Below are 21,797 nucleotides of genomic sequence, written 5' to 3'. Positions count from 1 at the left end.
GTCGGGCCCGAAGGCCCGGTTTCGGCGGCTGCCGCGCGGGGATCAACCCGCGAAACAGCCCGCGTCTGACCGCGTGGCGCTGCCGGCCGCGACAGGGTCTTGCCCCGCCGCGGGTCAAACGTTACTGCGATACGGCTTATTGCTGCTTTGCAGCAGCGACCTGCGCGGCCACTTCGGCAGCAAAGTCGTCCTGCTTCTTCTCGATGCCTTCGCCGACGACGAAGAGCGCAAACTTCTGCACGCTCGTGTTCGCTGCCTTCAGCATCTGTTCGATCGTCTGCTTGTCGTTCTTAACGAACGGCTGGTTCAGCAGCGACACTTCCTTCAGATACTTCTGGACGCTGCCATCGACCATCTTCGCGATGATTTCAGCTGGCTTGCCCGATTCGGCGGCCTTCTGTTCAGCGATGCTGCGTTCCTTGGCGATCAGATCGGCCGGCACTTCGTCCGACGACAGCGAGACCGGCTTCATCGCGGCGATGTGCATCGCGAGGTCCTTGCCGACCTGCTCTTCTGCGCCCGTGTACTCGACCAGCACGCCGATACGCGTGCCGTGCAGGTACGCGGCCAGCTTGTTGGCCGTTTCGAAACGCACGAAACGGCGGATCGACAGGTTTTCGCCGATCTTGCCGACGAGCGCGAGGCGCACCGCGTCGACCGTCGAGCCTTCCAGCGGCAGTGCCGACAGGGCAGCGACGTCAGCCGGGTTTTGCGTTGCGACGAGCTGGGCAACGGTGTTCGAGAATGCGAGGAAATCGTCGTTCTTCGAAACGAAGTCGGTTTCGCAGTTCAGTTCGACGATTGCGCCTGCGTTGCCGCCGATGAACGAAGCGATCACGCCTTCAGCCGTCACGCGCGATGCTGCCTTGCTGGCCTTGTTGCCGAGCTTCACGCGCAGCAGTTCTTCAGCACGGGCCATGTCGCCTTCGGCTTCCGTCAGGGCCTTCTTGCATTCCATCATCGGCGCATCGGTCTTTGCGCGCAGTTCTGCAACCATGCTTGCGGTAATTGCCGCCATCATTCGCTCCTTGAGTCTGTCTTTCACACGCCGCCCGCACTTCGATGCCGGCGGCAAGAATTCGTTTCCGCTGCGGCGCGAAATATTTACCGCGCCGCGTGCCGGGCTCGCTGCCCGGCGTGTACGTTCTGTCGCGGCTTAAAAAAAGGGGGCCTGTAGAAAGCCCCCTTTTTTGCCGGACACGGGGCAGCTTTACGCTTCTCCGTTGACCTCGACGAACTCGTCGCCGTCGCCGCCACGGGCAGCCTGCACCACTTCGTTGACCGCGTTCGCACGACCTTCGAGGATCGCGTCAGCCACGCCTGCCGTGTACAGGGCAACTGCCTTGCTGGCGTCGTCGTTACCCGGGATCACGTAGTCGATGCCTTCCGGCGAGTGGTTCGTGTCGACCACGGCGATGACCGGCACGCCAAGCTTGTTCGCTTCGGTGACAGCAATCTTGTGGTAGCCGACGTCGACGACGAAAATCGCGTCCGGAATGCCGCCCATATCCTTCACGCCGCCGATCGACTTTTGCAGCTTCTGGATTTCGCGTTCGAACAGGAGCGCTTCCTTCTTGCTCATGCGCTCTGTTTCGCCCGACTCAACAGCCGCTTCCATATCCTTCAGCCGCTTGATCGATACCTTCAGCGTCTTGAAGTTGGTCAGCATGCCGCCGAGCCAGCGTGCGTTGACATACGGCATGCCGGCGCGTTGTGCCTCTTCGGCGATCGTGTCGCGCGATTGACGCTTCGTGCCGACAAACAGGATCGTGCCGCGATTCGCTGCCAGCTGACGCACGTACTTCAGTGCGTCGTTGTACATCGGCAGCGTCTTTTCGAGGTTGATGATGTGAATCTTGTTGCGATGGCCGAAAATGAAGGGGGCCATCTTCGGGTTCCAGAAGCGCGTCTGGTGACCAAAGTGGACGCCGGCTTCCAGCATTTGACGCATGGTAACTGCCATGAAATTCTCCGCGAGGGTTAGGGTCTTAAGCCGGCTGCCGTATCCGCCGCGCCGCTCCCGCCTTTGCGGGAACCTGACGCGCGAACACCCTGGGTGCGCCGGCTTGCGAGTCTGCTGCCTTTTCTTCTACTGCCTGCTACCTTGAACTGCTTACTGCTCTTTACTGCCACATTCATCGTCAGGGGACCAAACCGCACACGTTGCGCACACATTGCGTGCAATTGCGACACACACGAGCGCCACGGCGAATAACCCTGAACGACTTAGCCGAAGATTATAGCACGCGACTATCGGCCGACTCAACCCGCACGGTTGCCCCTGAAATGCGCCGGCGGTTGCACCTTCGACTCACCAGGACCCAGCCGCCACACCTGCCGGCTGCCCCGCCAGCACTTGCCCGAACGGCCGGAGCGCCGTCGCAAAAGGCTGCGGCAGGCCCCATATGGTGCGATAATCCCGCAATAAATTGCATTTCAGGCCCGACTCATGGCTATTACGCTCAAAAACGAAGACGATATCGCGCAGATGCGCATCGCCGGCAAGCTCGCAAGCGAGGTGCTCGACTACATCACGCCGTACGTCAAGGCCGGCGTGACTACGGGCGAACTCGACCGGCTGTGTCACGAATACATGCTGAACGTGCAGGGCACGATCCCGGCGCCGCTCAATTATCAGCCACCCGGCTATCCGCCCTATCCGAAAGCCACCTGCACTTCGGTCAACGACGTGATCTGCCACGGCATCCCGGGCGAGAAAATCCTCAAGAACGGCGATGCGCTCAATATCGACATCACCGTGATCAAGAACGGCTATTTCGGCGACACCAGCCGGATGTTCATTGTCGGCGAAGGTTCGATCCTCGCGAAGCGCCTCGTGCAGACGACGTTCGAATGCATGTGGCTCGGTATCGAGCAGGTCCGCCCGGGCGCCCATCTCGGCGACATCGGGCACGCGATCCAGCGCCACGCGGAGGCGCAGGGTTATAGCGTCGTGAGGGAATACTGCGGCCACGGCATCGGGCAGGTTTTCCACGACGACCCGCAGGTGCTGCATTACGGGCGTCCCGGCACCGGTATCGAGCTGCAAAAAGGGATGATTTTCACGATCGAGCCGATGATCAACGCCGGCCGTCGCGATATCCGCACGATGCCTGACCAGTGGACCGTGAAAACGAAAGACCGCAGCCTGTCGGCGCAGTGGGAACACACGATTCTCGTCACGGAAACCGGTTACGAAGTGCTGACGGTCTCCGCCGGCACGCCTGCCCGCCCGGCTCTCGCTGCCGCCACCGCCTGAGCGGTCCTTCGATATCCTGACCCGGTTGCCCATGAGTGTTCCAGCTGTCGCGCTAACCCATGCCTCGTCGCTACGGGCGGACTACAAGGTGGCAAAAACTCTGTTACTGGAGCGTTTCCGGTCAGCGGCCAACGTCGACTCGTTGATGCGTGCGCTCGCGCGCCTCACCGACAGCGCGCTCGTCGGCGCCTGGAATGCCTGCGAGCTGCCTGAGTCGCTGGCACTCGTCGCGGTGGGCGGTTTCGGGCGTGGCGAGCTGGCGCCTCATTCGGATATCGACATCCTCGTTCTTCTGCCGGACGAACCGATAACCCATCTGGAAGCACGCGTGGAGCGTTTCATCGGCCTGGCGTGGGATCTCGGCCTGGAACTCGGCAGCAGCGTGCGCACAGTCTCGCAGTGTCTCGATGAAGCAGCCAATGACGTCACGGTCCGCACGGCGCTGCTCGAAGCGCGCCGGATCACGGGTAGCAAGACGCTCTTCGAAGATTTCTCGCAGCGCTATCGCGAAGCGCTCGACCCGCGCTCGTTTTTCCAGGCCAAGGTGCTGGAGATGCGGCAGCGTCACGCGCGGTATCAGGACACGCCGTACGCACTCGAGCCGAACATCAAGGAAAGCCCGGGCGGCCTGCGCGATCTGCAGTTGATCCTGTGGATCACCCAGGCCGCACAGTTTGGCAGCAGCTGGCGCGAGCTGGATGCGCGCGGCCTGATCACCGGGCGCGAAGCACGCGAACTACGCCGAAACGAAGGCTTTCTGAAAACACTGCGGTCGCGGTTGCACGTCATTGCCGGGCGTCGCCAGGACATCCTGGTGTTCGACCTGCAAAATCCGGTCGCGGAAAGTTTCGGTTACAAGGCGACGGCCACGAAGCGCGCCAGCGAACAACTGATGCGCCGCTACTACTGGGCGGCAAAAGCCGTCACGCAACTTGCGACGATTCTGATCCAGAACATCGAGGCGCAGCTTTTTCCGAAGACAAGCAACGTCACTCGGGTTTTGTCCGATCGTTTCGTCGAGAAACAGGGCATGCTCGAGATTGCCGCCGACGACGTCTTCGAGCGAGAGCCGAACGCGATCCTCGAGGCATTCCTGCTGTACGAGAGGACGCCTGGCGTGAAAGGCCTGTCCGCCCGCACGTTGCGTGCGCTCTACAACGCGCGCGAGGTAATGGACCAGCACTGGCGCCGCGACCCTGAAAACCGGCGTCTCTTTCTCGATATCCTGAAACAGCCCGAAGGCGTGACGCATGCGCTGCGCCTGATGAACCAGACCAGTGTGCTGGGGCGTTATCTGCTGAACTTCCGGCGCATCGTCGGGCAGATGCAGCACGACCTGTATCACGTCTACACGGTCGACCAGCACATCCTGATGGTGCTGCGCAATCTGCGCCGCTTTTCCGTCGCGGAACACGCGCATGAGTACCCGTTCTGCAGCCAGCTGATTGCGAACTTCGAGCGGCCCTACGTGCTTTACGTGGCCGCGCTGTTCCACGACATCGCAAAGGGTCGCGGCGGCGACCATTCGCAGCTCGGCATGGCGGACGCACGGCGCTTCTGCCGCGAACACGGCATCGAGGGCGACGACCGTGAACTGGTCGTATGGCTGGTCCAGCAGCACCTGACCATGAGCCAGGTCGCACAGAAGCAGGACACGAGCGACCCGGAGGTGATCAAGGCGTTTGCCGGCGTCGTCGGGTCCGAGCGGTGGCTGACGGCGCTTTATCTGCTAACCGTTTCCGACATTCGCGGCACGAGCCCGAAGGTGTGGAACGCGTGGAAAGGCAAGCTGCTTGAAGACCTGTATCGGGCCACGCTGGCCGTGCTCGGCGGAGCGCGTCCCGATGCCCATTCCGAGCTGAAATCGCGGCAGGAGCAGGCGCTCGCGCTACTGCGTCTCGAAACCGTTCCGGAAAACGCCCAGCGCGCACTCTGGGACAAACTCGACGTCGGCTACTTCCTGCGTCACGACGCGGCTGACATCGCGTGGCAAACGCGTGTGCTGTACCGGCACGTCGAAACGCCAGTACCCATCGTCCGGGCCCGGCCTTCGCCGATCGGCGAAGGGCTTCAGGTGCTCGTGTACGTGAAGGACCGCCCGGACCTGTTCGCGGCAATCTGTGCGTATTTTGACCGCAATGCGCTGTCGGTGCTGGACTCGCGGGTCAGTACGACCCGCCACGGATACGCGCTCGACAACTTCCTCGTCGCGCACACCGAGGAAGACGTGCATTATCGGGATATTGCCAATCTGGTGGAGCAGCAACTCTGCGCCCGTCTGTCGGGCGAAGGTCCGTTGCTGCCAGAACCGTCGAAGGGACGTCTCTCGCGTCTGTCGCGGACCTTCCCTGTTACGCCGCGCGTCGACCTTCGGGCCGACGAGCGCGGCCAGTACTACATCCTGTCCGTGTCGGCGAACGACCGGCCAGGCCTTCTTTATTCGATCGCGCGCGTGCTGGCGGAACATCGGGTTGGCGTCCACGCGGCGCGGATCAATACGCTCGGCGAACGTGTCGAGGACGTGTTCCTGCTGGATGGTCACGGCCTCTCGGACAACCGGCTGCAAATTCAGGTCGAGACCGAACTGCTGCGCGCGATTGCAGTGTGAGATTTCATGCGAGTCAAACTGACAGCCAGGCACCCGCGGCCGGCAAGTGCCGACCGGGCTCCCGTTCGTTCGGGCAGTGCCGCGGCACGTAGTAAATCCAAGCCGGTCGGACCCAAGCCGACGTCGATGCTGGGCAAACGCAATGGCGACGACGCAGGCGCCCGTCGCGGCGGGGCCTCTTCCGAAGGCGCGGCAAAGCGCTCTTTTGCCGGAGCGGGCCCTGCCGGCGGCAAACGCGCGCCGGGCGCCGGCGGACGTCCGGCGGGACCGCGGCCGTCACGGCCGGAAGGCGCATCGACGCGCGAACGTTCAGCCGGCGGCGAGTGGAGCGAGCGCCGCGTTTCCAGCGACCGTCCGCCGCGACGCGATGGTCCGGGCGGCGCTGCGCCGCGTCGGGCCGAAGGAGACCGCCCGGCGCGTTCGTTCGACGGCAACCGCGATCGCAGTGACCGCACTCCGCGTCGTGCTGAAGGCGACCGTGCGCCGCGCCGTTTCGAAGGCGAACGCGACAGAACCGATCGACCGCCGCGGCGCGCCGAGGGTGAACGCCCGGCGCGTTCGTTCGACGGTAACCGCGATCGCAGCGATCGCCCTCCGCGTCGTGCTGAAGGCGAACGCGCGCCGCGCCGTTTCGACGGCGAGCGCGACAGAACCGATCGCCCGCCGCGGCATGCCGAAGGCGAACGTACCGGCGGCGAACGCGCCCCGCGCCGTTTCGAAGGCGAGCGCGCCCCGCGGGCGCCTCGTCAGGAAGGTGAACGCCGGCCATACAGCGCAGCGGCACGTACCAGCGATGATGTGAGGCGTCCCGCGTCCCCACGACCGGCACGCGCCACGGATGCAGGTGCCCGGGGCGACCGCCCGCCGCGACGCGAACGCGACGATACGCGCGAGCGCACCGACCCCGCTCGTCCCCGCTTCGGCGCTGACCGGGGTACGCCAGGCACGCGACGCGAAGCCGAGCGTCCGGCGCGCGGCGGCAGCGCGGGCCGGCCGGGCACCGACCGGCCCGCGTTTGCAAAAGAACGGGGCACGGGCGCGCGCGGCCAACGGACCTTCGCCAGGCCCGTAAAGAGCGACGAGGCGAGCGACCAGGCGGACCGCACTGCACGTCCCGCACGCGAAGAGCGACCCGCGCGACGTCCGGCAACGGGCGACGTCAAGCCTGTTCGCGCCGCAGGAGCCGGCGAGTCGTCATCCGATCATCGGCATGACGACCAACCGGGCTCGCTGCGTCTGTCGAAGCGCATGTCGGAACTCGGCCTGTGCTCGCGACGCGAAGCCGACGAATGGATCGAAAAAGGCTGGGTGATCGTGGATGGCGTGCGAATCGACACGCTCGGTACGAAGGTGCGTCCGGAGCAACAGATCGAAATCGACCCCGCTGCCCGCGCCGAGCAGGCCAAACTGGTCACGATCCTGTTGCACAAGCCGGTCGGTTTTGTTTCAGGCCAGGCGGAAGACGGCTATCTGCCGGCCGTCACGCTCATCACGCCCGAGAATCACTGGGACGGCGACCGTTCGGGAATCCGTTTCACGGGTATGCAACTGCGTGCGCTGGCGCCCGCAGGGCGTCTCGACATCGACTCAACTGGCCTGCTCGTCCTCACGCAGGATGGTCGCGTCGCGCGGCAACTGATCGGCGAAAACTCGGATATCGACAAGGAGTATCTGGTTCGCGTGACTTACGGCGACCAGGAAACCGACATCGACCAGACCTTCCCGCCGGAGAGCCTCGCAAAATTGCGCCACGGCCTGTCACTCGACGACGTGCCGCTCAAGCCCGCCATGGTGAGCTGGCAGAACGGCGAGCAACTCCGCTTTGTGTTGCGCGAAGGCAAGAAGCGCCAGATCCGCCGCATGTGCGAACTGGTCGGGCTGAACGTCGTCGGACTGAAGCGCGTCCGAATGGGTCGCGTTCAACTCGGCGCCTTGCCGCAAGGACAATGGCGTTATCTGAACGCTGAAGAATCGTTCTGAGGCACGGCCAGCACAAAGAGCTGTCCGGTTTGCGGCTGAACCGGAACGTGAAAACGCCCGCAGGTTTTTTGCGGGCGTTTTTCGTTTTCCATCGCCGATTGGATTGCGCAATCCGGCGCGCCTGTGGCGACGAACGGCTCACTCAATCGTCGGTGTTCGGATCGAGCCCGGGAAACAGCACTTCGGTAAAGCCAAACTTCGAGAAGTCGTTAATGCGCATAGGATAAAGTTTGCCAATCAGGTGATCGCATTCATGCTGGACGACGCGCGCGTGGAATCCTTCCGCGACGCGGTCGATCGGTTTGCCGAACTGATCGAAACCCTGATAGCGGATCATCGTGAACCGGCTCACGGCACCGCGCAATCCTGGTACGGAGAGGCATCCCTCCCAGCCCTCTTCCATGTCCTGCGACACCGGCGCAATGGTCGGATTGATGAGCACCGTCTCCGGCACGGAGGGCGCGTCCGGATAGCGTTCGTTATGCCCGAACCCGAAGATCACAACCTGCAGGTCGACGCCGATCTGAGGCGCAGCGAGCCCGGCGCCATTCGCGTCATGCATCGTGTCGAACATGTCCTTCACGAGGTCATGCAGGTCGGGCGTATCGAAATGGTCGACCGGTGCGGCGATGCGCAGAAGACGCGGATCGCCCATCTTGAGGATTTCACGAATCATGTCGAGTGCCCCTCCAGGAGCTTGCGCATACCTTCTTCGTCGAGTACGGGAATGCCGAGTTCCTCCGCCTTCGCGAGCTTGCTGCCCGCTTCCGCGCCTGCGACCACGTAGTCAGTCTTCTTCGATACTGAACCGGCCACTTTCGCGCCGGCCGCCTCCAGCATTTCTTTCGCGTCGTCACGCCCCAGCGTGGGCAGTGTGCCCGTCAGGACGACGGTCTTGCCCGCCAGCACGCCCTGCGGCGCCTTTGGCGCGGGCGGCCCCTCCGGCCATGTCACACGGCCCGGGGCGCGCAACTGTTCAATCACCGTGCGGTTGTGCTCTTCAGCGAAGAACTGATGAAGCGCCTCGGCGACAACCGGCCCCACGTCGTTGACTTCGAGGAGTTCCTCGACCGACGCGTTCATGACTGGGTCGAGCGAGCCGAAATGCTTTGCCAGATCCTTCGCAGTCGATTCGCCGACATGCCGGATACCGAGCGCGTAGAGAAAGCGGGCGAGCGTAGTGTGCCTGGCTTTTTCGAGAGAATCCAGCAGGTTTTGCGCGGATTTGTCAGCGAAGCGATCGAGTGCGGCAAGCGTCGAGAATCCGAGGTTGAACAGATCGGCAGGCGTGCGAACCAGGTTCTGTTCGACCAGTTGATCGATGATTTTCTCGCCGAGACCGTCGATATCGAGCGCACGTCGTTGCGCGAAATGCCACAGCGCCTGCTTGCGTTGTGCGGGACAAAAGAGTCCGCCGGTACATCGCGCAATCGCTTCATCCGGCAGACGCTCAATTGCGGAGCCGCAGACGGGACACTGCACAGGCATCACGAATTCGCGCGCGTCCGCAGGACGGCGATCGAGCAGCGCGCTCACCACTTCAGGAATCACGTCGCCCGCCCGGCGCACGATAACCGTGTCGCCGATCCGGATGTCCTTGCGACGTACTTCGTCTTCGTTATGCAGGGTCGCGTTCGTCACGGTCGCGCCGCCGACGAACACGGGTTCAAGTCTCGCAACCGGCGTGATGGCCCCGGTGCGCCCGACCTGAACATCGATCGCCAGCAGCTTCGTGAGCGCTTCCTGCGCCGGGAACTTGTGCGCAAGCGCAAAGCGCGGCGCGCGTGACACGAAGCCGAGCCTGTCCTGTTCCTCCCGATTGTTGACTTTGTATACGACACCGTCGATGTCGTACGGCAGACCCTCCCGCTTTTCGCCAACCGCATGGAAGAACGCAAGCAGCCCTTCCACGCCCTTCACGACAGCCCGCTCCGGGTTCACCGGCAGCCCGAGTTCGTCATACCAGTCGAGGAGCGCACTGTGCGTTACAGGCATTTCAGCGCCTTCGAGCACGCCGATCCCGTACGCGAAGAACGACAGCGGACGCTGCGCAGTGATCTTCGGATCGAGTTGACGCAAGCTCCCGGCCGCTGCGTTGCGCGGATTCGCGAACTCGCGCTGTTCGGCCTCGCGCTGCCGTGCGTTCAGGCGTTGGAAGTCGCGGCGAAACATCAGCACTTCGCCACGCACGTCCAGCACCTTCGGCACGCGTTTGCCTTTCAGCGTGAGCGGAATCGAGCGCACGGTGCGAATGTTTTCGGTCACATCCTCGCCAGTTTCGCCGTCGCCGCGCGTGGACGCCTGCACGAAGCGGCCGTCCACATAGCGCAGAGAAATGGCGAGCCCGTCGAACTTGAGCTCGCACGCGTAATCGACAGGTGTCACGCCGAGCGTATCGGACACGCGTTTGTCGAACGCGGCAATGTCTTCGTCAGCGAAGCCGTTATTCAGCGAGAGCATCGGCATCGAATGCACGACAGGCTCAAAGCCGCGTGCGACCTCGCCACCGACACGCTGTGTGGGCGAATCAGGCGTGATCAGGTCCGGATGTTCGGACTCGACCTGCTGCAACGCCTTGAAGAGCCGGTCGTATTCGGCATCCGGCAGGTCCGGCTGGTCGAGTACGTAGTACGCATGGTTCGCGCGTTCGAGTTCGGCACGCAGCCATGCGGCGCGCCCGGCCGGCGACGTGACTGCTGGATCAGGGACGGAAGTTCGAGCCATGCTGTGGACGGGTTCTCAGAAAATTCTCGGACCCCAGATTATCGCAGGAAGCGCCGGTCGTGGCATCGTCCGAACGGCCAGCTTTGTGCGCCCGCAGCACTCGCCCTGCCTTCTTCCTGGCCGGCTAGCTAACGTACGGCGCAGCACGTTGACATCGCCACGACCGGATGCGAACCTGGCGGCTGCAGCACTATCTCGCGCCGCTCGTCGGGCGCATCGATTGCAGGAGAAGTCATGTCATCTTTTCAGTTTCGTACCAGCCGCGTGCAGTACATGGTCCGGCTGTTTCGAACGCTGTGCGCGATGCTCGTCGCGCTCAATACATTGCCGGCTCTTGCGACTGAGCAGGTCGTGAGCGTGCCCCTTTCAGGCGGTCAATCGATCGCCTGTCTGCTCACGCAGAAAGACGGCAGCCAACCCGCGTGGGTACTCGTCATGATGCCGGGCGGCGATGGCAGGCTGGATCTCACACAGCAGCCGGACGGCGGGATCACGCTGCGCGAGAAGAACAACTTCCTGGTTCGCGCACGCGGATTGATCGTCGATGACCGCTTTGCTACAGCGATCGTGGATTCGCCGTCCGATTTGCCCGACGGTTATACCGACCGTTTCCGCGCGTCGTCACGCCACACGCAGGATATCGCCGAGATCGCGGCTGACCTGAAGCGTCGCTTTCCGGGTGCGAAACTCGTCCTGGTCGGCACGAGCCGGGGCACGATTTCGACGGCTTTCGCCGGACGGGACCTCGGCAGCACATGGCAGGCGGTCATCCATACGTCTACGCTGAGCAGCCCTTCACGCGGCCAGGCGCTGCCGCTTGCCGGCTTCGACTACAACGCGATCCAGGCACGCCAGTTGTTCGTGCATCACGCCGATGACGCGTGCTTCCTCTGCTCATTCGACGCGGCGAAACGCATCTCCGTTGGGCATGACTTCATCACGGTGAGCGGAGGCAACGCGAGCGGCAATCCCTGCAAGGCGATGGCGCATCACGGTTTTAACGGACAGGACGCGTCCGTCGTTGCGGCGATCAAGGCGTGGATCGACGGCGCGGCATGGCCGAAGGAGGTGAACTGAAAAGGATTGACTGAAGAGCCGCTGCTGCGCAACACATCGAACGCATTGCGCAGCAGGGTATTGAAACGCGAGCCAGACTGGCGGAAGCCGGGCGAGGCTACTGGCTGAAGAGACGGCGTGTTGCCGGCGAACCCGCCGGGATGCCGGCCTGTTCGAGGCGCGCATACAGCGTCATCAACTGTTTCTCGATAGCGAGCAGCGCGCTCTCCGGCAGAGGCCGGCGCTGATCGTCGACGACCCGCGCGCCAATGCGCTCAGACAGCGACTTCGCGTAATCGCACATCAGGCGGAACGGGAGGATATCCTCGTCGGCGACCGGCACGTCGAGCACCAGTGTGATCATCTGACCGCCCTTGTACGTGAGGTCGTCGCGCAGGAAATTCGTGTCGCCGAACTGGAGCATGAACACGGGGCTCTGCTTCGAATCGAGCTTGACGAAGCGCGTGCCGTCCCGGGAAAGCAGCAGACCGTCCTGCGAAGCAACCGCCTGCACGTAGTTCGCGGACCACGGTGCGCCGTCGGACATCACGTTGATCGACAACTGGGCGTCGCACTGCGCCGCGAAACCGTCGAGTTCACGCGCCATCGCGACCGTTTCAAGCATGTCGGGAAATTCCGGGGAGGCGTCGATTGCGTCTGCAAACTGCTGCACGCCCGTCACGAACTCGGAGAACTCCAGTTCGTTCAACGGACCGCTGCGATTCGCGAGTTGCGCGGCCGCGCGGAGTTCTTCGTAACGCGCACCGTTCTGCAGCAACTCCCACGCGCCGCCGCCTTCCGGCTTGCCTTCGATGTGCACCGGCTTGCTACCCGCGCGCCGCAGGCGCTGGGCGAGCGGAATGACCTTGTCGCCCGCAACGGGGCCGGCCAGCCGGATCGGCACGATGCAATCGATGCGGCGGTCCACGATAGCCGGCGGCGCCGAGGATATCGTCGTGGCCGCAGGCAGAATCGGCTCGACCGGTTCCTGGCCGGCCGCGCCCGTCGCCGCCGAATCGCCGGCTTCGTCCGGTTCCGGAAAGCCATTCGGCGTCGTCGATTCAGCCTGGATGTCGACTGGCGTGTCGAGCGGCGCGACGCCCGCTCCGCCAAAACTCGGCTCGACGCGCGAGGCGGAAGCCGCGTCGGCTGCGTCGCCAAGCGAGGGCTCGCGACGTGTAGTCGGCCGCGCGGGTTCGATGAACGGGCTCTGCTCGTCTTCGTTTTCGCGAGCGAACGTTTCGGCGGTGTCAGTGGGCATCGGGCGCGGCATACGGCGGCGCACCTTTGCGCCCTGCCACGCGTTGTAGACCACCACGCCCCCGACCACCACGGCGCCAGCGCCGATCAAACCGAGTGTCAACTCGTCCATGCATGCTCCATCAGCAATTCTTTTGTCAGCGATGCAGCCAGCCGCGCCCGTCTCGCGCGGCCAGACGCCGCTGCGTGGCGTGCAGGCGCGCGCCGTCTGCTCGATTCATTCTTCGGGTCAAACGATATTCTGCGCGAAGCCCGCGGCCGATTCCATGTCGACCGCGACGATCCGCGACACGCCCTGTTCCTGCATGGTCACGCCGATCAGTTGCTGCGCCATTTCCATTGCAATCTTGTTGTGCGAGATGAAAAGGAACTGCGTCTTGGCGGACATCGCGCGCACGAGGTTCGCGAAACGTTCGGTATTCGCGTCGTCGAGCGGCGCATCCACTTCGTCCAGCAGACAGAACGGCGCCGGATTCAGCTGGAACATTGCGAACACGAGCGCGGTTGCCGTCAGTGCCTTTTCACCGCCCGAGAGCAGATGGATGGTCGAATTCTTCTTGCCTGGCGGCTGCGCCATGACCTGCACGCCGGCGTCGAGAATCTCGTCGCCGGTCATGATGAGCTTTGCCTGGCCGCCGCCGAAAAGACGCGGGAACAGCTCGCCGAAATGCCGGTTGACCTCGTCGAACGTACCCTGCAGCAACGTGCGCGTTTCCTGGTCGATCTTGCGGATCGCGTCTTCAAGCGTTTCAATCGCGTTGTTCAGATCGGCCGACTGCGCATCGAGGAACGTCTTGCGCTCGCTCGCGGCCTTCAGCTCGTCGAGCGCAGCCATGTTCACCGGCCCGAGTGCCGTGATGGCGTTGTTCAGGCGCGTCACTTCGCCCTGCAGATACGACGGCTTCATGTCCGGCGTGAGCCTGGCCTGCAACTCGGCTTCGTCCACCCCTGCGGCGGCGAGCTGTTCGACGAACTGTTCGCCGTTCAGGCGCGCGGCCTGTTCCTTCAATTGCAGTTCGGTAATACGGTCGCGCAGCGGTTGCAGCGCACGTTCAGCGGTGAGACGGGTTTCGTCGGCCGAACGCAGCTTTGCGGTCAGGTCGTCGAGTTCGAGGCGCGCGGCGTGCAGCAGCTCTTCCTTCGCGGCGCGCAACTCCAGCGCTTCCTGCAGGCCGGTATGGGCGGTCTGCTCGTTAATCGTTTCGAGTTCGGCGCGGGCGTCTTCGAGAGAAGCCGCGACGCGCTCACTCTGCTCGTGTGCCACCTGGATGCTGCGCTTCAGCTCCTCGATCCGGTTCGCCATGTTGCGCGCGGCAAAGCGTGCGTCGGTCGCGGCGCGGTCGAGGTCGCGCGACTGCGCGCGTGCCGCGGTCAGTTCTTCATCGAGCGCTTCGAACGCAAGCTGGTTGTCTTCAAAACGTGCCTGAAGTTCGGCGAGCTGGGTATCGTGACGCTCGAAATTCGCTTCCGATTCGCCACGCAGCGCGCGCTGCTCCTCGATCTGCGCGGTGATCTCCTCGAGTTCCTCGCGGATCTGCGTGCTGCGCTGCGTGTAGCGCTCGTGCGCCTGCGTGAGCTTGAGCACGTCCATCTGGAGCGCGTGCACGCGCTGCGTCGCGCGTTCGGCCTGCGAGCGCACATCGGAGAGTGTCTGCGAAGCCTGCGTGTGCGCGGCTTCGGCGCGAATCGCAGCAGCCTTCGCTTCGTCTGCGAGGAGCGCCTGGGCGCGCACCTGACGCGTCAGGTTCTCGATTTCCTGCTGACGGGCCAGCATGCCGGCCTGTTCGGAATCGGCCGCATACAGCTGCACGCCGACTCGCGTCACGACGTGACCGGCCTTGACGACGAACGTACCGCCGGCCGGCAATTGCGAACGCATCGCGAGAGCCTGAGCGAGATCGTCGGCGACGAATGCCTGGCCAAGCCAGTCGTTGAGCACCGCACGCAACCCCGCGTCGTCGATACGCACGAGCGAGAGCAGCGGGCGCAGCGTGGTGGGCGCGTCGGCCGGCTGGCCAGCCGCCGGCGGTGAGTAGAACGCCAGCTTCGCGGGCGGTGCGTCCGTGGCGAATGCCTTGACCCAATCCAGATTCGAGACTTCGAGTGCGGCGAGGCGTTCGCGCAGCACCGATTCCAGCGCCGTTTCCCATCCAGCCTCGACGTGGAGCTTCTTCCACAGACGCGGCAGCGCGCCCAGTTCGTGCCTGTCGAGCCACGGCTGGATCTTGCCTTCGGTCTGCACGTTTTCCTGCAACTGCTTCAGCGCGGCAAGCCGTGCTTCGAGCTGGTGGATCTGGGCGCTTTCCGCCTGCACGCGTTCCTGCGCGGCGCGACGCTCGCCATCGAGACGCGGCAACGTTTCCTGCGCATCGGCGTGACGCGCCTGCGCCTCGGCGAGAATTTCCTCGTGCTCGGCGAGCTGCATGCGCTGCTCTTCGAGCTGCGCCTCGTCCGGCGCGTCGAGACCGCCTGCTTCCTGCTTGAGGCGCTCGTGACGCTGCTGCAGCTGCTGCAACTGCTGGTCGGCGTTGCGTTGATGTGCAGCTTCGAGCTTCAGTGCCTGCTCGGTCTGCGCAATACCGCCGCGCTCTTCGTTCAGTTGCGTCTGCGCATCGCGCCAGCGGGCTTCGAGCGCCGGCATCGCGTCGTGCTTCGCCGCCGCTTCGTCTTCGGCGACCGCGGCCTTTTCTTCCGCGACGGCCAGTTGCTCCTCCGCGTCCTCGAGGTCGCCTTGCGCCTTCTGCGCCTGCGACTGCCACTGTTCACGCTGCGCGGTCAGCGCGGCGATCTGCGCCTGCACGCGGTTGCGCGATTCGACGATGAAGCGGATTTCCGCTTCGAGACGGCTCACCTCGGCGTTCGCTTCATAAAGCGCGCCCTGCGCACCCTGCATCGCGTCGCTCGCGGAATAGTGCGCCACGCGCAGCGTTTCCAGCTGCGCCTCGACTTCGCGCAGCTTCGCGGTATGGGCTTCGAGATCGATCTGGGCCTGCTCGATGGCGCGCTGCTGACGTTCCTGCTCGCTGCCAGCCTCGTTCTTGCGCAGGAGCCACAGCAGCCGCTGTTTCTCTTCGCCATCGGCCTGCAGTTCCTTGAACTTCGTTGCGACGACGGCCTGTGCTTCGAGCTTTTCGAGGTTCGTACCGAGCTCGCGCACGATGTCCTCGACGCGCGTCAGGTTCTCACGCGTGTCGTGCAGCCGGCTTTCCGTCTCGCGGCGACGCTCCTTGTACTTCGACACGCCCGCGGCTTCTTCGAGGAACACGCGCAGCTCTTCCGGCTTTGCCTCGATGATCCGGGCGATCATGCCCTGCCCGATGATCGCGTACGCACGCGGGCCAAGACCGGTGCCGAGGAAGATGTCCTGGATATCGCGCCGGCGGGCCGGCAGGTTGTTGATGTAGTAGCTCGACGTGCCGTCGCGCGTCAGCACGCGCTTGACGGCGATCTCGGCATACTGGCCCCACTGGCCGGCCGCACGGCCATCGGCATTGTCGAAGATCAGCTCGACGCTGGCGCGGCTGCCTGGCTTGCGCGCCGTCGAGCCGTTGAAGATGACGTCCTGCATCGATTCGCCGCGCAGCTCGGAAGCGCGCGATTCGCCGAGCACCCAGCGCACGGCATCGATGATGTTGGATTTGCCGCAACCATTCGGACCCACCACGCCGACGAGCTGGCCTGGAACCTGGAAATGCGTGGGGTCGACGAAAGACTTGAAGCCAGCGAGTTTGATCGAGGTCAGACGCACGGCGATATCGCTGATTGAAAAGGGAAAATTGGATCGGACCGCACTGCTGCCGGGCACCGCCGGTGAACGTCGCCGGACGGCACGCGGAACCACCGCGGTACTCGGGCCGGCGACGCGCAGTCAAGCGCGTCCCGACAGGCAGAGGCAATCATACCATCGCGCGTTCCCGATCCTTACGGTCCGGATCGCTGTGTGTGCCAACGGGCGGTTTTGCCTTGGTGCGATGCACCCAGCTCGACAGCGCGGACGCGAGCACGATACACGCGCCACCCGCCCATTCGCGCGGACCGGGCGTCTCGCCGGCGAAGAGCCACGCGGAGAGCGCCGTGATCACGATCTCGAACAGCATGATGATCGACGCGCGGTTGGCCGGCACACGCGAGAGCCCGTATTGCACGAGCATGTTGTTGGTGCCCAGCACGAACCCGAGGCCCATCACGAGCAACACGGCGGTGGCGAGATGCGAACCCGCGGGCGGTGCCGGCATCGCTTCGAACAACGATGCGAACGAACTGAAGACCGCCGCGCCGCCGAAGATGGTCGCCGTGCGCATTTCGGGCTTCATGTCGGGCAGCACACGGCTTGCCTTGAGAATCAGCACGTTGCTCATCGCGAAGCCCATGCCGCCGGCAAGCCCTGCCCATTCCGCCAGGTTGCCCGGTACCGGGAGGCCAAGCTGTGGCGACCACAGCATCATCATCGCGCCCGCCAGCGAGAGCGCAGCGAGCGCCGCGCCCGACCACGTCAGTCGCTCATGCAGGATGAAGTGCGCGAAGAGCGCGGTCCACGCGGGCGTGAGATAGAACAGCAGCAGCACGCGCATCACTTCGCCGTGGATGGAACCCCACACGAAGCCAAGATTCGTCACGCCGGCGGCCAGTGCCAGCGCGGGCAACAGCCAGTGCCAGCGGACGGTCGCGATGGCGCGCCGGCGCAGCAGTAGTACGAAGAGGCAGCCGGCGCCGCTCGTCAAGGCGCTCGCCGCCGTGCCGGTCACGCCCAGCGCGGCGAGCATGCGCAGCGGATACCAGATCAGGCCCCATACCGAAGCGCCCAGCATGATCGCGAGCGTCGGCCAGCCAGCCGTCAATCCCCTTCCCCAGCTATTGCGGAACCCGTCACTCATCGCGCGGCTCCTGCCGTAGCGTCCGCTGCTGCCGTGCAACGTGCCGGCCGTGCTGCGTCGCACTCTCGCGCGGCTTGCCACCGCATGGCCCTTCGCACTTCCGTTCCTGCCCGCATCCCGCCTCCTGTTCTGGCGTGCCGGGCAGGGCACGTGCCCTCGCCGGTCGCCGCGCGCGCCGGGCCGCGAGGCGCTTCGGCACGCTATAATCTACTGCTCGCCGCCGGTCGCCCGATCCCTCTTTCAGGATCTCGCCGCGCGCCGCCTTCATCTGTGTTTGTCCGTCTTCGACCAGGCTCGATCCGCCCAGTGAACCCGCTACTCGACTCCCTCCAGTCCTACCCGTTCGAAAAGCTGCGCGTGCTTTTCGAAGGCGTCACGCCGCCCGCCGGTCTCGCGCACATCAGCTTTGGCATCGGCGAGCCGAAACATCCTACGCCCGCGCTGATCCGCGACGCCGTCATCGATTCGCTCGGCGGCCTCGCCTCCTATCCGGCGACGCTCGGCGCGCCGGCACTGCGCGAGTCAATCGCCCGCTGGGTCACGTGGCGCTACAACCTGCCGGCGGTCGACCCGCTGACGCAGGTACTGCCCGTCGCCGGCTCGCGCGAGGCGCTATTCGCGCTTGCGCAGACGGTGATCGATCCATCGAAAAAGGTCGGTGGCGAGCCCGCGATCGTACTCTGTCCGAACCCGTTCTATCAAATCTACGAAGGCGCGGCGTTGCTGGCCGGTGCGCAGCCGTACTTCGCGAACAGCGATCCGGCGCGCAACTTCGCCTGCGACTACGCGGCCATTCCCGAAGAAATCTGGGCGCGCACGCAGCTGCTGTACGTGTGTTCGCCGGGCAATCCGACAGGCGCCGTCCTCACGCTCGACGACTGGCGCGAACTGTTCGCGCTGTCGGACCGGTACGGCTTCGTGATTGCGTCCGACGAATGCTATTCCGAGATCTATTTCGACGAAGCGAAGCCGCCGCTCGGCGGCCTCGAAGCCGCGCACCGGCTCGGCCGCGGCTTCGAGCGCCTTGTGATGCTGTCCAGCCTGTCCAAGCGCTCGAACGTGCCAGGCATGCGCTCGGGTTTCGTCGCAGGGGACGCGGCGATCCTGAAGCAGTTCCTGCTGTATCGCACGTACCACGGCACCGCGCTCTCGACCGTCTACCAGAGCGCCAGCATCGCCGCCTGGAACGACGAGACGCACGTGCGCGACAACCGCGCGAAGTACGTGCAGAAGTTCGCCACCGTGACGCCGATGCTCGCCGGCGTACTCGACGTGCGCCTGCCGGATGCCGCGTTCTACCTGTGGGCGGACGTATCGCGCACAGGCCTTTCGGATACTGACTTCGCCCGGCGCCTGTACGCCGACTATAATGTGACGGTTCTGCCCGGATCGTTCCTCGCCCGTACGGCGCAAGGCACGAATCCCGGCCGCAATTTCGTGCGCCTCGCGCTCGTCGCCAGTGTCGACGAATGCACAGAAGGCGCACAGCGGATCGTCGACTTTTGCCGTTCGCTCGCGCGCTGACGCGCCGGGAACCGCTCCCAGCCGGCCGCCGCCCTCTTCACCGCTTTCCACTCTTCAGAAATCACGAACATGTCGCAACAACTTCAGCAGATCATCGATAACGCCTGGGAAAACCGCGCCGAACTGTCGCCGAAGGCCGCACCCGCCGAAGTGCGTGACGCCGTCACGCATGCCATCGAGCAGCTCGACAAGGGGTTGCTGCGCGTCGCCGAAAAGAAGGACGGCGACTGGACCGTCAACCAGTGGCTGAAGAAAGCCGTGCTGCTGTCGTTCCGTCTCGAAGACAACGTGCCGCAACCGGCCGGCGGTTACTCGCAGTTCTACGACAAGGTCCCGTCCAAGTTTGCGAACTACACCGCTGAAGACTTCGCGGCCGGCGGCTTCCGTGTCGTGCCGCCCGCCATCGCGCGCCGCGGCTCGTTCATCGCGAAGAACGTCGTGCTGATGCCGTCGTACGTGAACATCGGCGCATACGTCGATGAAGGCACGATGGTCGACACGTGGGCGACCGTCGGTTCGTGCGCGCAGATCGGCAAGAACGTGCACCTTTCGGGTGGTGTCGGCATCGGCGGCGTGCTGGAGCCGCTGCAGGCCAACCCGGTCATCATCGAAGACAACTGCTTTATCGGCGCGCGCTCGGAAGTCGTCGAAGGCGTGATCGTCGAGGAAAACTCGGTGATTTCGATGGGCGTGTATCTCGGCCAGAGCACGAAGATTTATGACCGCGAAACCGGCGAAGTCACGTACGGCCGCATTCCGGCGGGCTCGGTAGTCGTGGCGGGCAACCTGCCTTCGAAGGACGGTTCGCACAGTCTGTATTGCGCGGTCATCGTGAAAAAGGTCGACGCGAAGACACGCGCCAAGGTCGGCCTCAACGAGCTGCTGCGAGGCGATTGATGGCTCGCGCCAACAAGACAGTCGTCTACGGCATCCCGAACTGCGACACCGTGAAGAAAGCCCGCGTGTGGCTCGAGGAACACGGCGTCGAGTTCGAGTTTCATGATTTCAAGAAAGCAGGCGTCACCGCGCCGCTCGTGCAGGACTGGCTCAAGGACGTGTCGCTCGATGCGTTGCTGAACCGGCGTGGCACGACCTGGCGCGCGCTGTCCGACAGCATGAAGGCCGCTGCCGATACCGAAGCAGGTGCGATCGCGCTGATGATCCACAAGCCGTCGGTGATCAAGCGGCCCGTGGTAGTCGTGAACGGTCGGGTCAAGACACTCGGTTTTTCCGCGGAGCAGTACGAAACGCTTTTTGCCTGAACGCTCGCGCGATGGCGCCGTGTGCGCGATTGCATTGAAAACAGGTTGTTGCCGGCGTGCGCGCCGGCATTTTTTCATCTCAGGTGGTTAGTTCCAACATGTCCGGCACGCTTGCCCTTACTGAACAATTGATCGCGCGCGCATCTGTCACGCCCGATGACCAGCATTGCCAGAATCTGCTCATCGAGCGCCTCTCGGCAATCGGCTTTGAATGCGAGACGATCGAATCGCACGGCGTCACGAACCTGTGGGCCGTGAAACGCGGTGTCGACGGCACCGCAGGCAAGCTGCTCGCGTTCGCCGGCCACACGGACGTCGTGCCGACCGGCCCGCTCGAACAATGGACGTCGCTGCCGTTTCACCCGACGCATCGCGACGGCAAGCTGTTTGGCCGTGGCGCCGCCGACATGAAAACGTCGATCGCCGGCTTCGTGGTGGCAAGCGAAGAATTCGTCGCGGCGCACCCCGGGCATCGCGGATCGATCGCCTTCCTCATCACGAGCGACGAGGAAGGCCCGGCCACGGACGGCACGATCAAGGTCGTCGAAGCGCTGGAAGCGCGTGGCGAGCGGATGGACTACTGCATCGTCGGTGAGCCGACGTCGAGCGAAACACTTGGCGACATGGTCAAGAACGGCCGGCGTGGCTCGATGTCCGGCAAGCTCGTAGTAAAGGGCGTGCAGGGTCACATCGCGTACCCGCATCTGGCGAAGAATCCGGTTCATCTGCTCGCGCCCGCGCTTGCGGAGCTTGTGGCCGAACGCTGGGACGACGGCAACGAATACTTTCCGCCAACAACCTGGCAGGTATCGAACATCCACAGCGGCACGGGTGCGAGCAACGTGATTCCGGGCCACGCCGACGTGCAGTTCAACTTCCGCTTCTCGACGGCGAGCACGGTGGAAGGCCTGCAGCAACGCGTGCACGCCATTCTGGACAGACACGGACTCGAATACGACCTGAAATGGAGCGTGAGCGGCCTGCCGTTTCTCACGCCGCGCGGCGACCTGTCGAACGCGCTCGGGACAGCCATTAAGGACGAAACCGGCGTCACGACCGAACTGTCCACGACGGGCGGCACGTCGGACGGCCGGTTCATCGCGCGTATCTGCGAACAGGTGGTCGAATTCGGACCGCCGAACGGCAGCATCCACAAGATCGACGAACACATCGAAGTTGCCTTCATCGAACCGCTCAAGAACGTGTATCGCCGCGTGCTCGAACAACTGATCGCCTGACCAGGGACCATC

The 21,797-nt window shown here is 64.2% G+C and carries 16 protein-coding genes; 9 read left to right on the top strand and 7 right to left on the bottom strand.

Going from position 1 to position 21,797, the window contains the following annotated elements; all coding sequences use genetic code 11:
* Positions 1-136: 136 nt before the first annotated feature.
* Both tsf and rpsB read right to left on the bottom strand, forming a co-directional pair.
* Positions 137-1,018, bottom strand: a complete 882-nt coding sequence (gene tsf, locus LPA36_RS14055; RefSeq protein WP_228877535.1) for a translation elongation factor Ts — start codon at positions 1,016-1,018, stop codon at positions 137-139.
* A 192-nt stretch (positions 1,019-1,210) separates the two neighbouring features.
* Positions 1,211-1,963, bottom strand: a complete 753-nt coding sequence (gene rpsB / locus LPA36_RS14050; protein ID WP_228877391.1) for a 30S ribosomal protein S2 — start codon at positions 1,961-1,963, stop codon at positions 1,211-1,213.
* Between the two features lie 486 nt (positions 1,964-2,449).
* Here rpsB and map point away from each other — a divergent pair, with 486 nt between their 5' ends.
* The 4 genes from map (at position 2,450) to LPA36_RS29525 (ending at position 7,847) form a co-directional block, all read left to right on the top strand.
* Positions 2,450-3,259: a type I methionyl aminopeptidase gene (gene map, locus LPA36_RS14045; RefSeq protein ID WP_228877389.1), complete on the top strand. Its 810-nt coding sequence runs from the start codon at positions 2,450-2,452 to the stop codon at positions 3,257-3,259.
* Between the two features lie 31 nt (positions 3,260-3,290).
* Positions 3,291-5,867, top strand: coding sequence for a [protein-PII] uridylyltransferase (locus LPA36_RS14040; RefSeq protein WP_228877388.1), 2,577 nt, complete (start codon positions 3,291-3,293; stop codon positions 5,865-5,867).
* A 142-nt stretch (positions 5,868-6,009) separates the two neighbouring features.
* Positions 6,010-6,669 carry a hypothetical protein gene (locus LPA36_RS29530; RefSeq protein ID WP_324250939.1) on the top strand — a complete coding sequence of 220 codons (660 nt, stop codon included), beginning with the start codon at positions 6,010-6,012 and terminating at the stop codon, positions 6,667-6,669.
* Positions 6,666-7,847: a pseudouridine synthase gene (locus tag LPA36_RS29525; RefSeq protein ID WP_324250938.1), complete on the top strand. Its 1,182-nt coding sequence runs from the start codon at positions 6,666-6,668 to the stop codon at positions 7,845-7,847. Before LPA36_RS29530 ends, LPA36_RS29525 begins: the two co-directional genes overlap by 4 nt.
* 142 nt (positions 7,848-7,989) lie before the next feature.
* Here LPA36_RS29525 and def read toward each other — a convergent pair whose 3' ends face one another.
* Both def and ligA read right to left on the bottom strand, forming a co-directional pair.
* Complete coding sequence (gene def / locus LPA36_RS14030; protein WP_228877385.1) at positions 7,990-8,523, bottom strand: peptide deformylase; 534 nt, start codon at positions 8,521-8,523, stop codon at positions 7,990-7,992.
* The gene (gene ligA / locus LPA36_RS14025) at positions 8,520-10,571 is read right to left on the bottom strand and encodes an NAD-dependent DNA ligase LigA (RefSeq protein WP_228877383.1); all 2,052 of its coding nucleotides are present in this window, start codon (positions 10,569-10,571) and stop codon (positions 8,520-8,522) included. Before ligA ends, def begins: the two co-directional genes overlap by 4 nt.
* Before the next feature lie 234 nt (positions 10,572-10,805).
* On the opposite strand from ligA, the gene LPA36_RS14020 reads away from it, so the two are divergent.
* Complete coding sequence (locus LPA36_RS14020; protein ID WP_228877381.1) at positions 10,806-11,648, top strand: hypothetical protein; 843 nt, start codon at positions 10,806-10,808, stop codon at positions 11,646-11,648.
* Between the two features lie 97 nt (positions 11,649-11,745).
* Here LPA36_RS14020 and LPA36_RS14015 read toward each other — a convergent pair whose 3' ends face one another.
* From LPA36_RS14015 to LPA36_RS14005, 3 genes are all read right to left on the bottom strand, one after another.
* On the bottom strand, positions 11,746-12,999 hold the full coding sequence (locus LPA36_RS14015) for a cell division protein ZipA C-terminal FtsZ-binding domain-containing protein (RefSeq protein WP_228877380.1): 1,254 nt from the start codon (positions 12,997-12,999) through the stop codon (positions 11,746-11,748).
* A 117-nt stretch (positions 13,000-13,116) separates the two neighbouring features.
* Positions 13,117-16,635 carry a chromosome segregation protein SMC gene (smc, locus tag LPA36_RS14010; protein ID WP_228877379.1) on the bottom strand — a complete coding sequence of 1,173 codons (3,519 nt, stop codon included), beginning with the start codon at positions 16,633-16,635 and terminating at the stop codon, positions 13,117-13,119.
* 148 nt (positions 16,636-16,783) lie between these two features.
* Positions 16,784-17,761, bottom strand: a complete 978-nt coding sequence (locus LPA36_RS14005; RefSeq protein WP_228877376.1) for a DMT family transporter — start codon at positions 17,759-17,761, stop codon at positions 16,784-16,786.
* Between the two features lie 306 nt (positions 17,762-18,067).
* On the opposite strand from LPA36_RS14005, the gene dapC reads away from it, so the two are divergent.
* The 4 genes from dapC to dapE all read left to right on the top strand — a co-directional run bounded on the left by dapC (position 18,068) and on the right by dapE (position 21,785).
* Positions 18,068-19,285 carry a succinyldiaminopimelate transaminase gene (gene dapC, locus LPA36_RS14000; protein ID WP_228877374.1) on the top strand — a complete coding sequence of 406 codons (1,218 nt, stop codon included), beginning with the start codon at positions 18,068-18,070 and terminating at the stop codon, positions 19,283-19,285.
* Between the two features lie 69 nt (positions 19,286-19,354).
* Complete coding sequence (dapD, locus tag LPA36_RS13995) at positions 19,355-20,182, top strand: 2,3,4,5-tetrahydropyridine-2,6-dicarboxylate N-succinyltransferase (protein WP_228877373.1); 828 nt, start codon at positions 19,355-19,357, stop codon at positions 20,180-20,182.
* Positions 20,182-20,547, top strand: coding sequence for an ArsC family reductase (locus LPA36_RS13990; protein WP_228877371.1), 366 nt, complete (start codon positions 20,182-20,184; stop codon positions 20,545-20,547). Before dapD ends, LPA36_RS13990 begins: the two co-directional genes overlap by 1 nt.
* A 98-nt stretch (positions 20,548-20,645) precedes the next feature.
* Positions 20,646-21,785: a succinyl-diaminopimelate desuccinylase gene (gene dapE, locus LPA36_RS13985; RefSeq protein WP_228877370.1), complete on the top strand. Its 1,140-nt coding sequence runs from the start codon at positions 20,646-20,648 to the stop codon at positions 21,783-21,785.
* Positions 21,786-21,797: the final 12 nt, after the last annotated feature.

This window comes from Paraburkholderia saeva (assembly GCF_907164555.1).
Taxonomy (GTDB): domain Bacteria; phylum Pseudomonadota; class Gammaproteobacteria; order Burkholderiales; family Burkholderiaceae; genus Paraburkholderia; species Paraburkholderia saeva.
This window is presented reverse-complemented; position numbering and strand designations above follow the sequence as displayed.

Coding starts and splice junctions, on each gene's coding strand:
- tsf (WP_228877535.1), bottom strand. CDS start 1,018: ATGGCGGCAATTACCGCAAGCATGGTTGCAGAACTGCGCGCAAAGACC.
- rpsB (WP_228877391.1), bottom strand. CDS start 1,963: ATGGCAGTTACCATGCGTCAAATGCTGGAAGCCGGCGTCCACTTTGGT.
- map (WP_228877389.1), top strand. CDS start 2,450: ATGGCTATTACGCTCAAAAACGAAGACGATATCGCGCAGATGCGCATC.
- LPA36_RS14040 (WP_228877388.1), top strand. CDS start 3,291: ATGAGTGTTCCAGCTGTCGCGCTAACCCATGCCTCGTCGCTACGGGCG.
- LPA36_RS29530 (WP_324250939.1), top strand. CDS start 6,010: ATGGCGACGACGCAGGCGCCCGTCGCGGCGGGGCCTCTTCCGAAGGCG.
- def (WP_228877385.1), bottom strand. CDS start 8,523: ATGATTCGTGAAATCCTCAAGATGGGCGATCCGCGTCTTCTGCGCATC.
- ligA (WP_228877383.1), bottom strand. CDS start 10,571: ATGGCTCGAACTTCCGTCCCTGATCCAGCAGTCACGTCGCCGGCCGGG.
- LPA36_RS14020 (WP_228877381.1), top strand. CDS start 10,806: ATGTCATCTTTTCAGTTTCGTACCAGCCGCGTGCAGTACATGGTCCGG.
- LPA36_RS14015 (WP_228877380.1), bottom strand. CDS start 12,999: ATGGACGAGTTGACACTCGGTTTGATCGGCGCTGGCGCCGTGGTGGTC.
- LPA36_RS14005 (WP_228877376.1), bottom strand. CDS start 17,761: ATGAGTGACGGGTTCCGCAATAGCTGGGGAAGGGGATTGACGGCTGGC.
- dapD (WP_228877373.1), top strand. CDS start 19,355: ATGTCGCAACAACTTCAGCAGATCATCGATAACGCCTGGGAAAACCGC.
- LPA36_RS13990 (WP_228877371.1), top strand. CDS start 20,182: ATGGCTCGCGCCAACAAGACAGTCGTCTACGGCATCCCGAACTGCGAC.
- dapE (WP_228877370.1), top strand. CDS start 20,646: ATGTCCGGCACGCTTGCCCTTACTGAACAATTGATCGCGCGCGCATCT.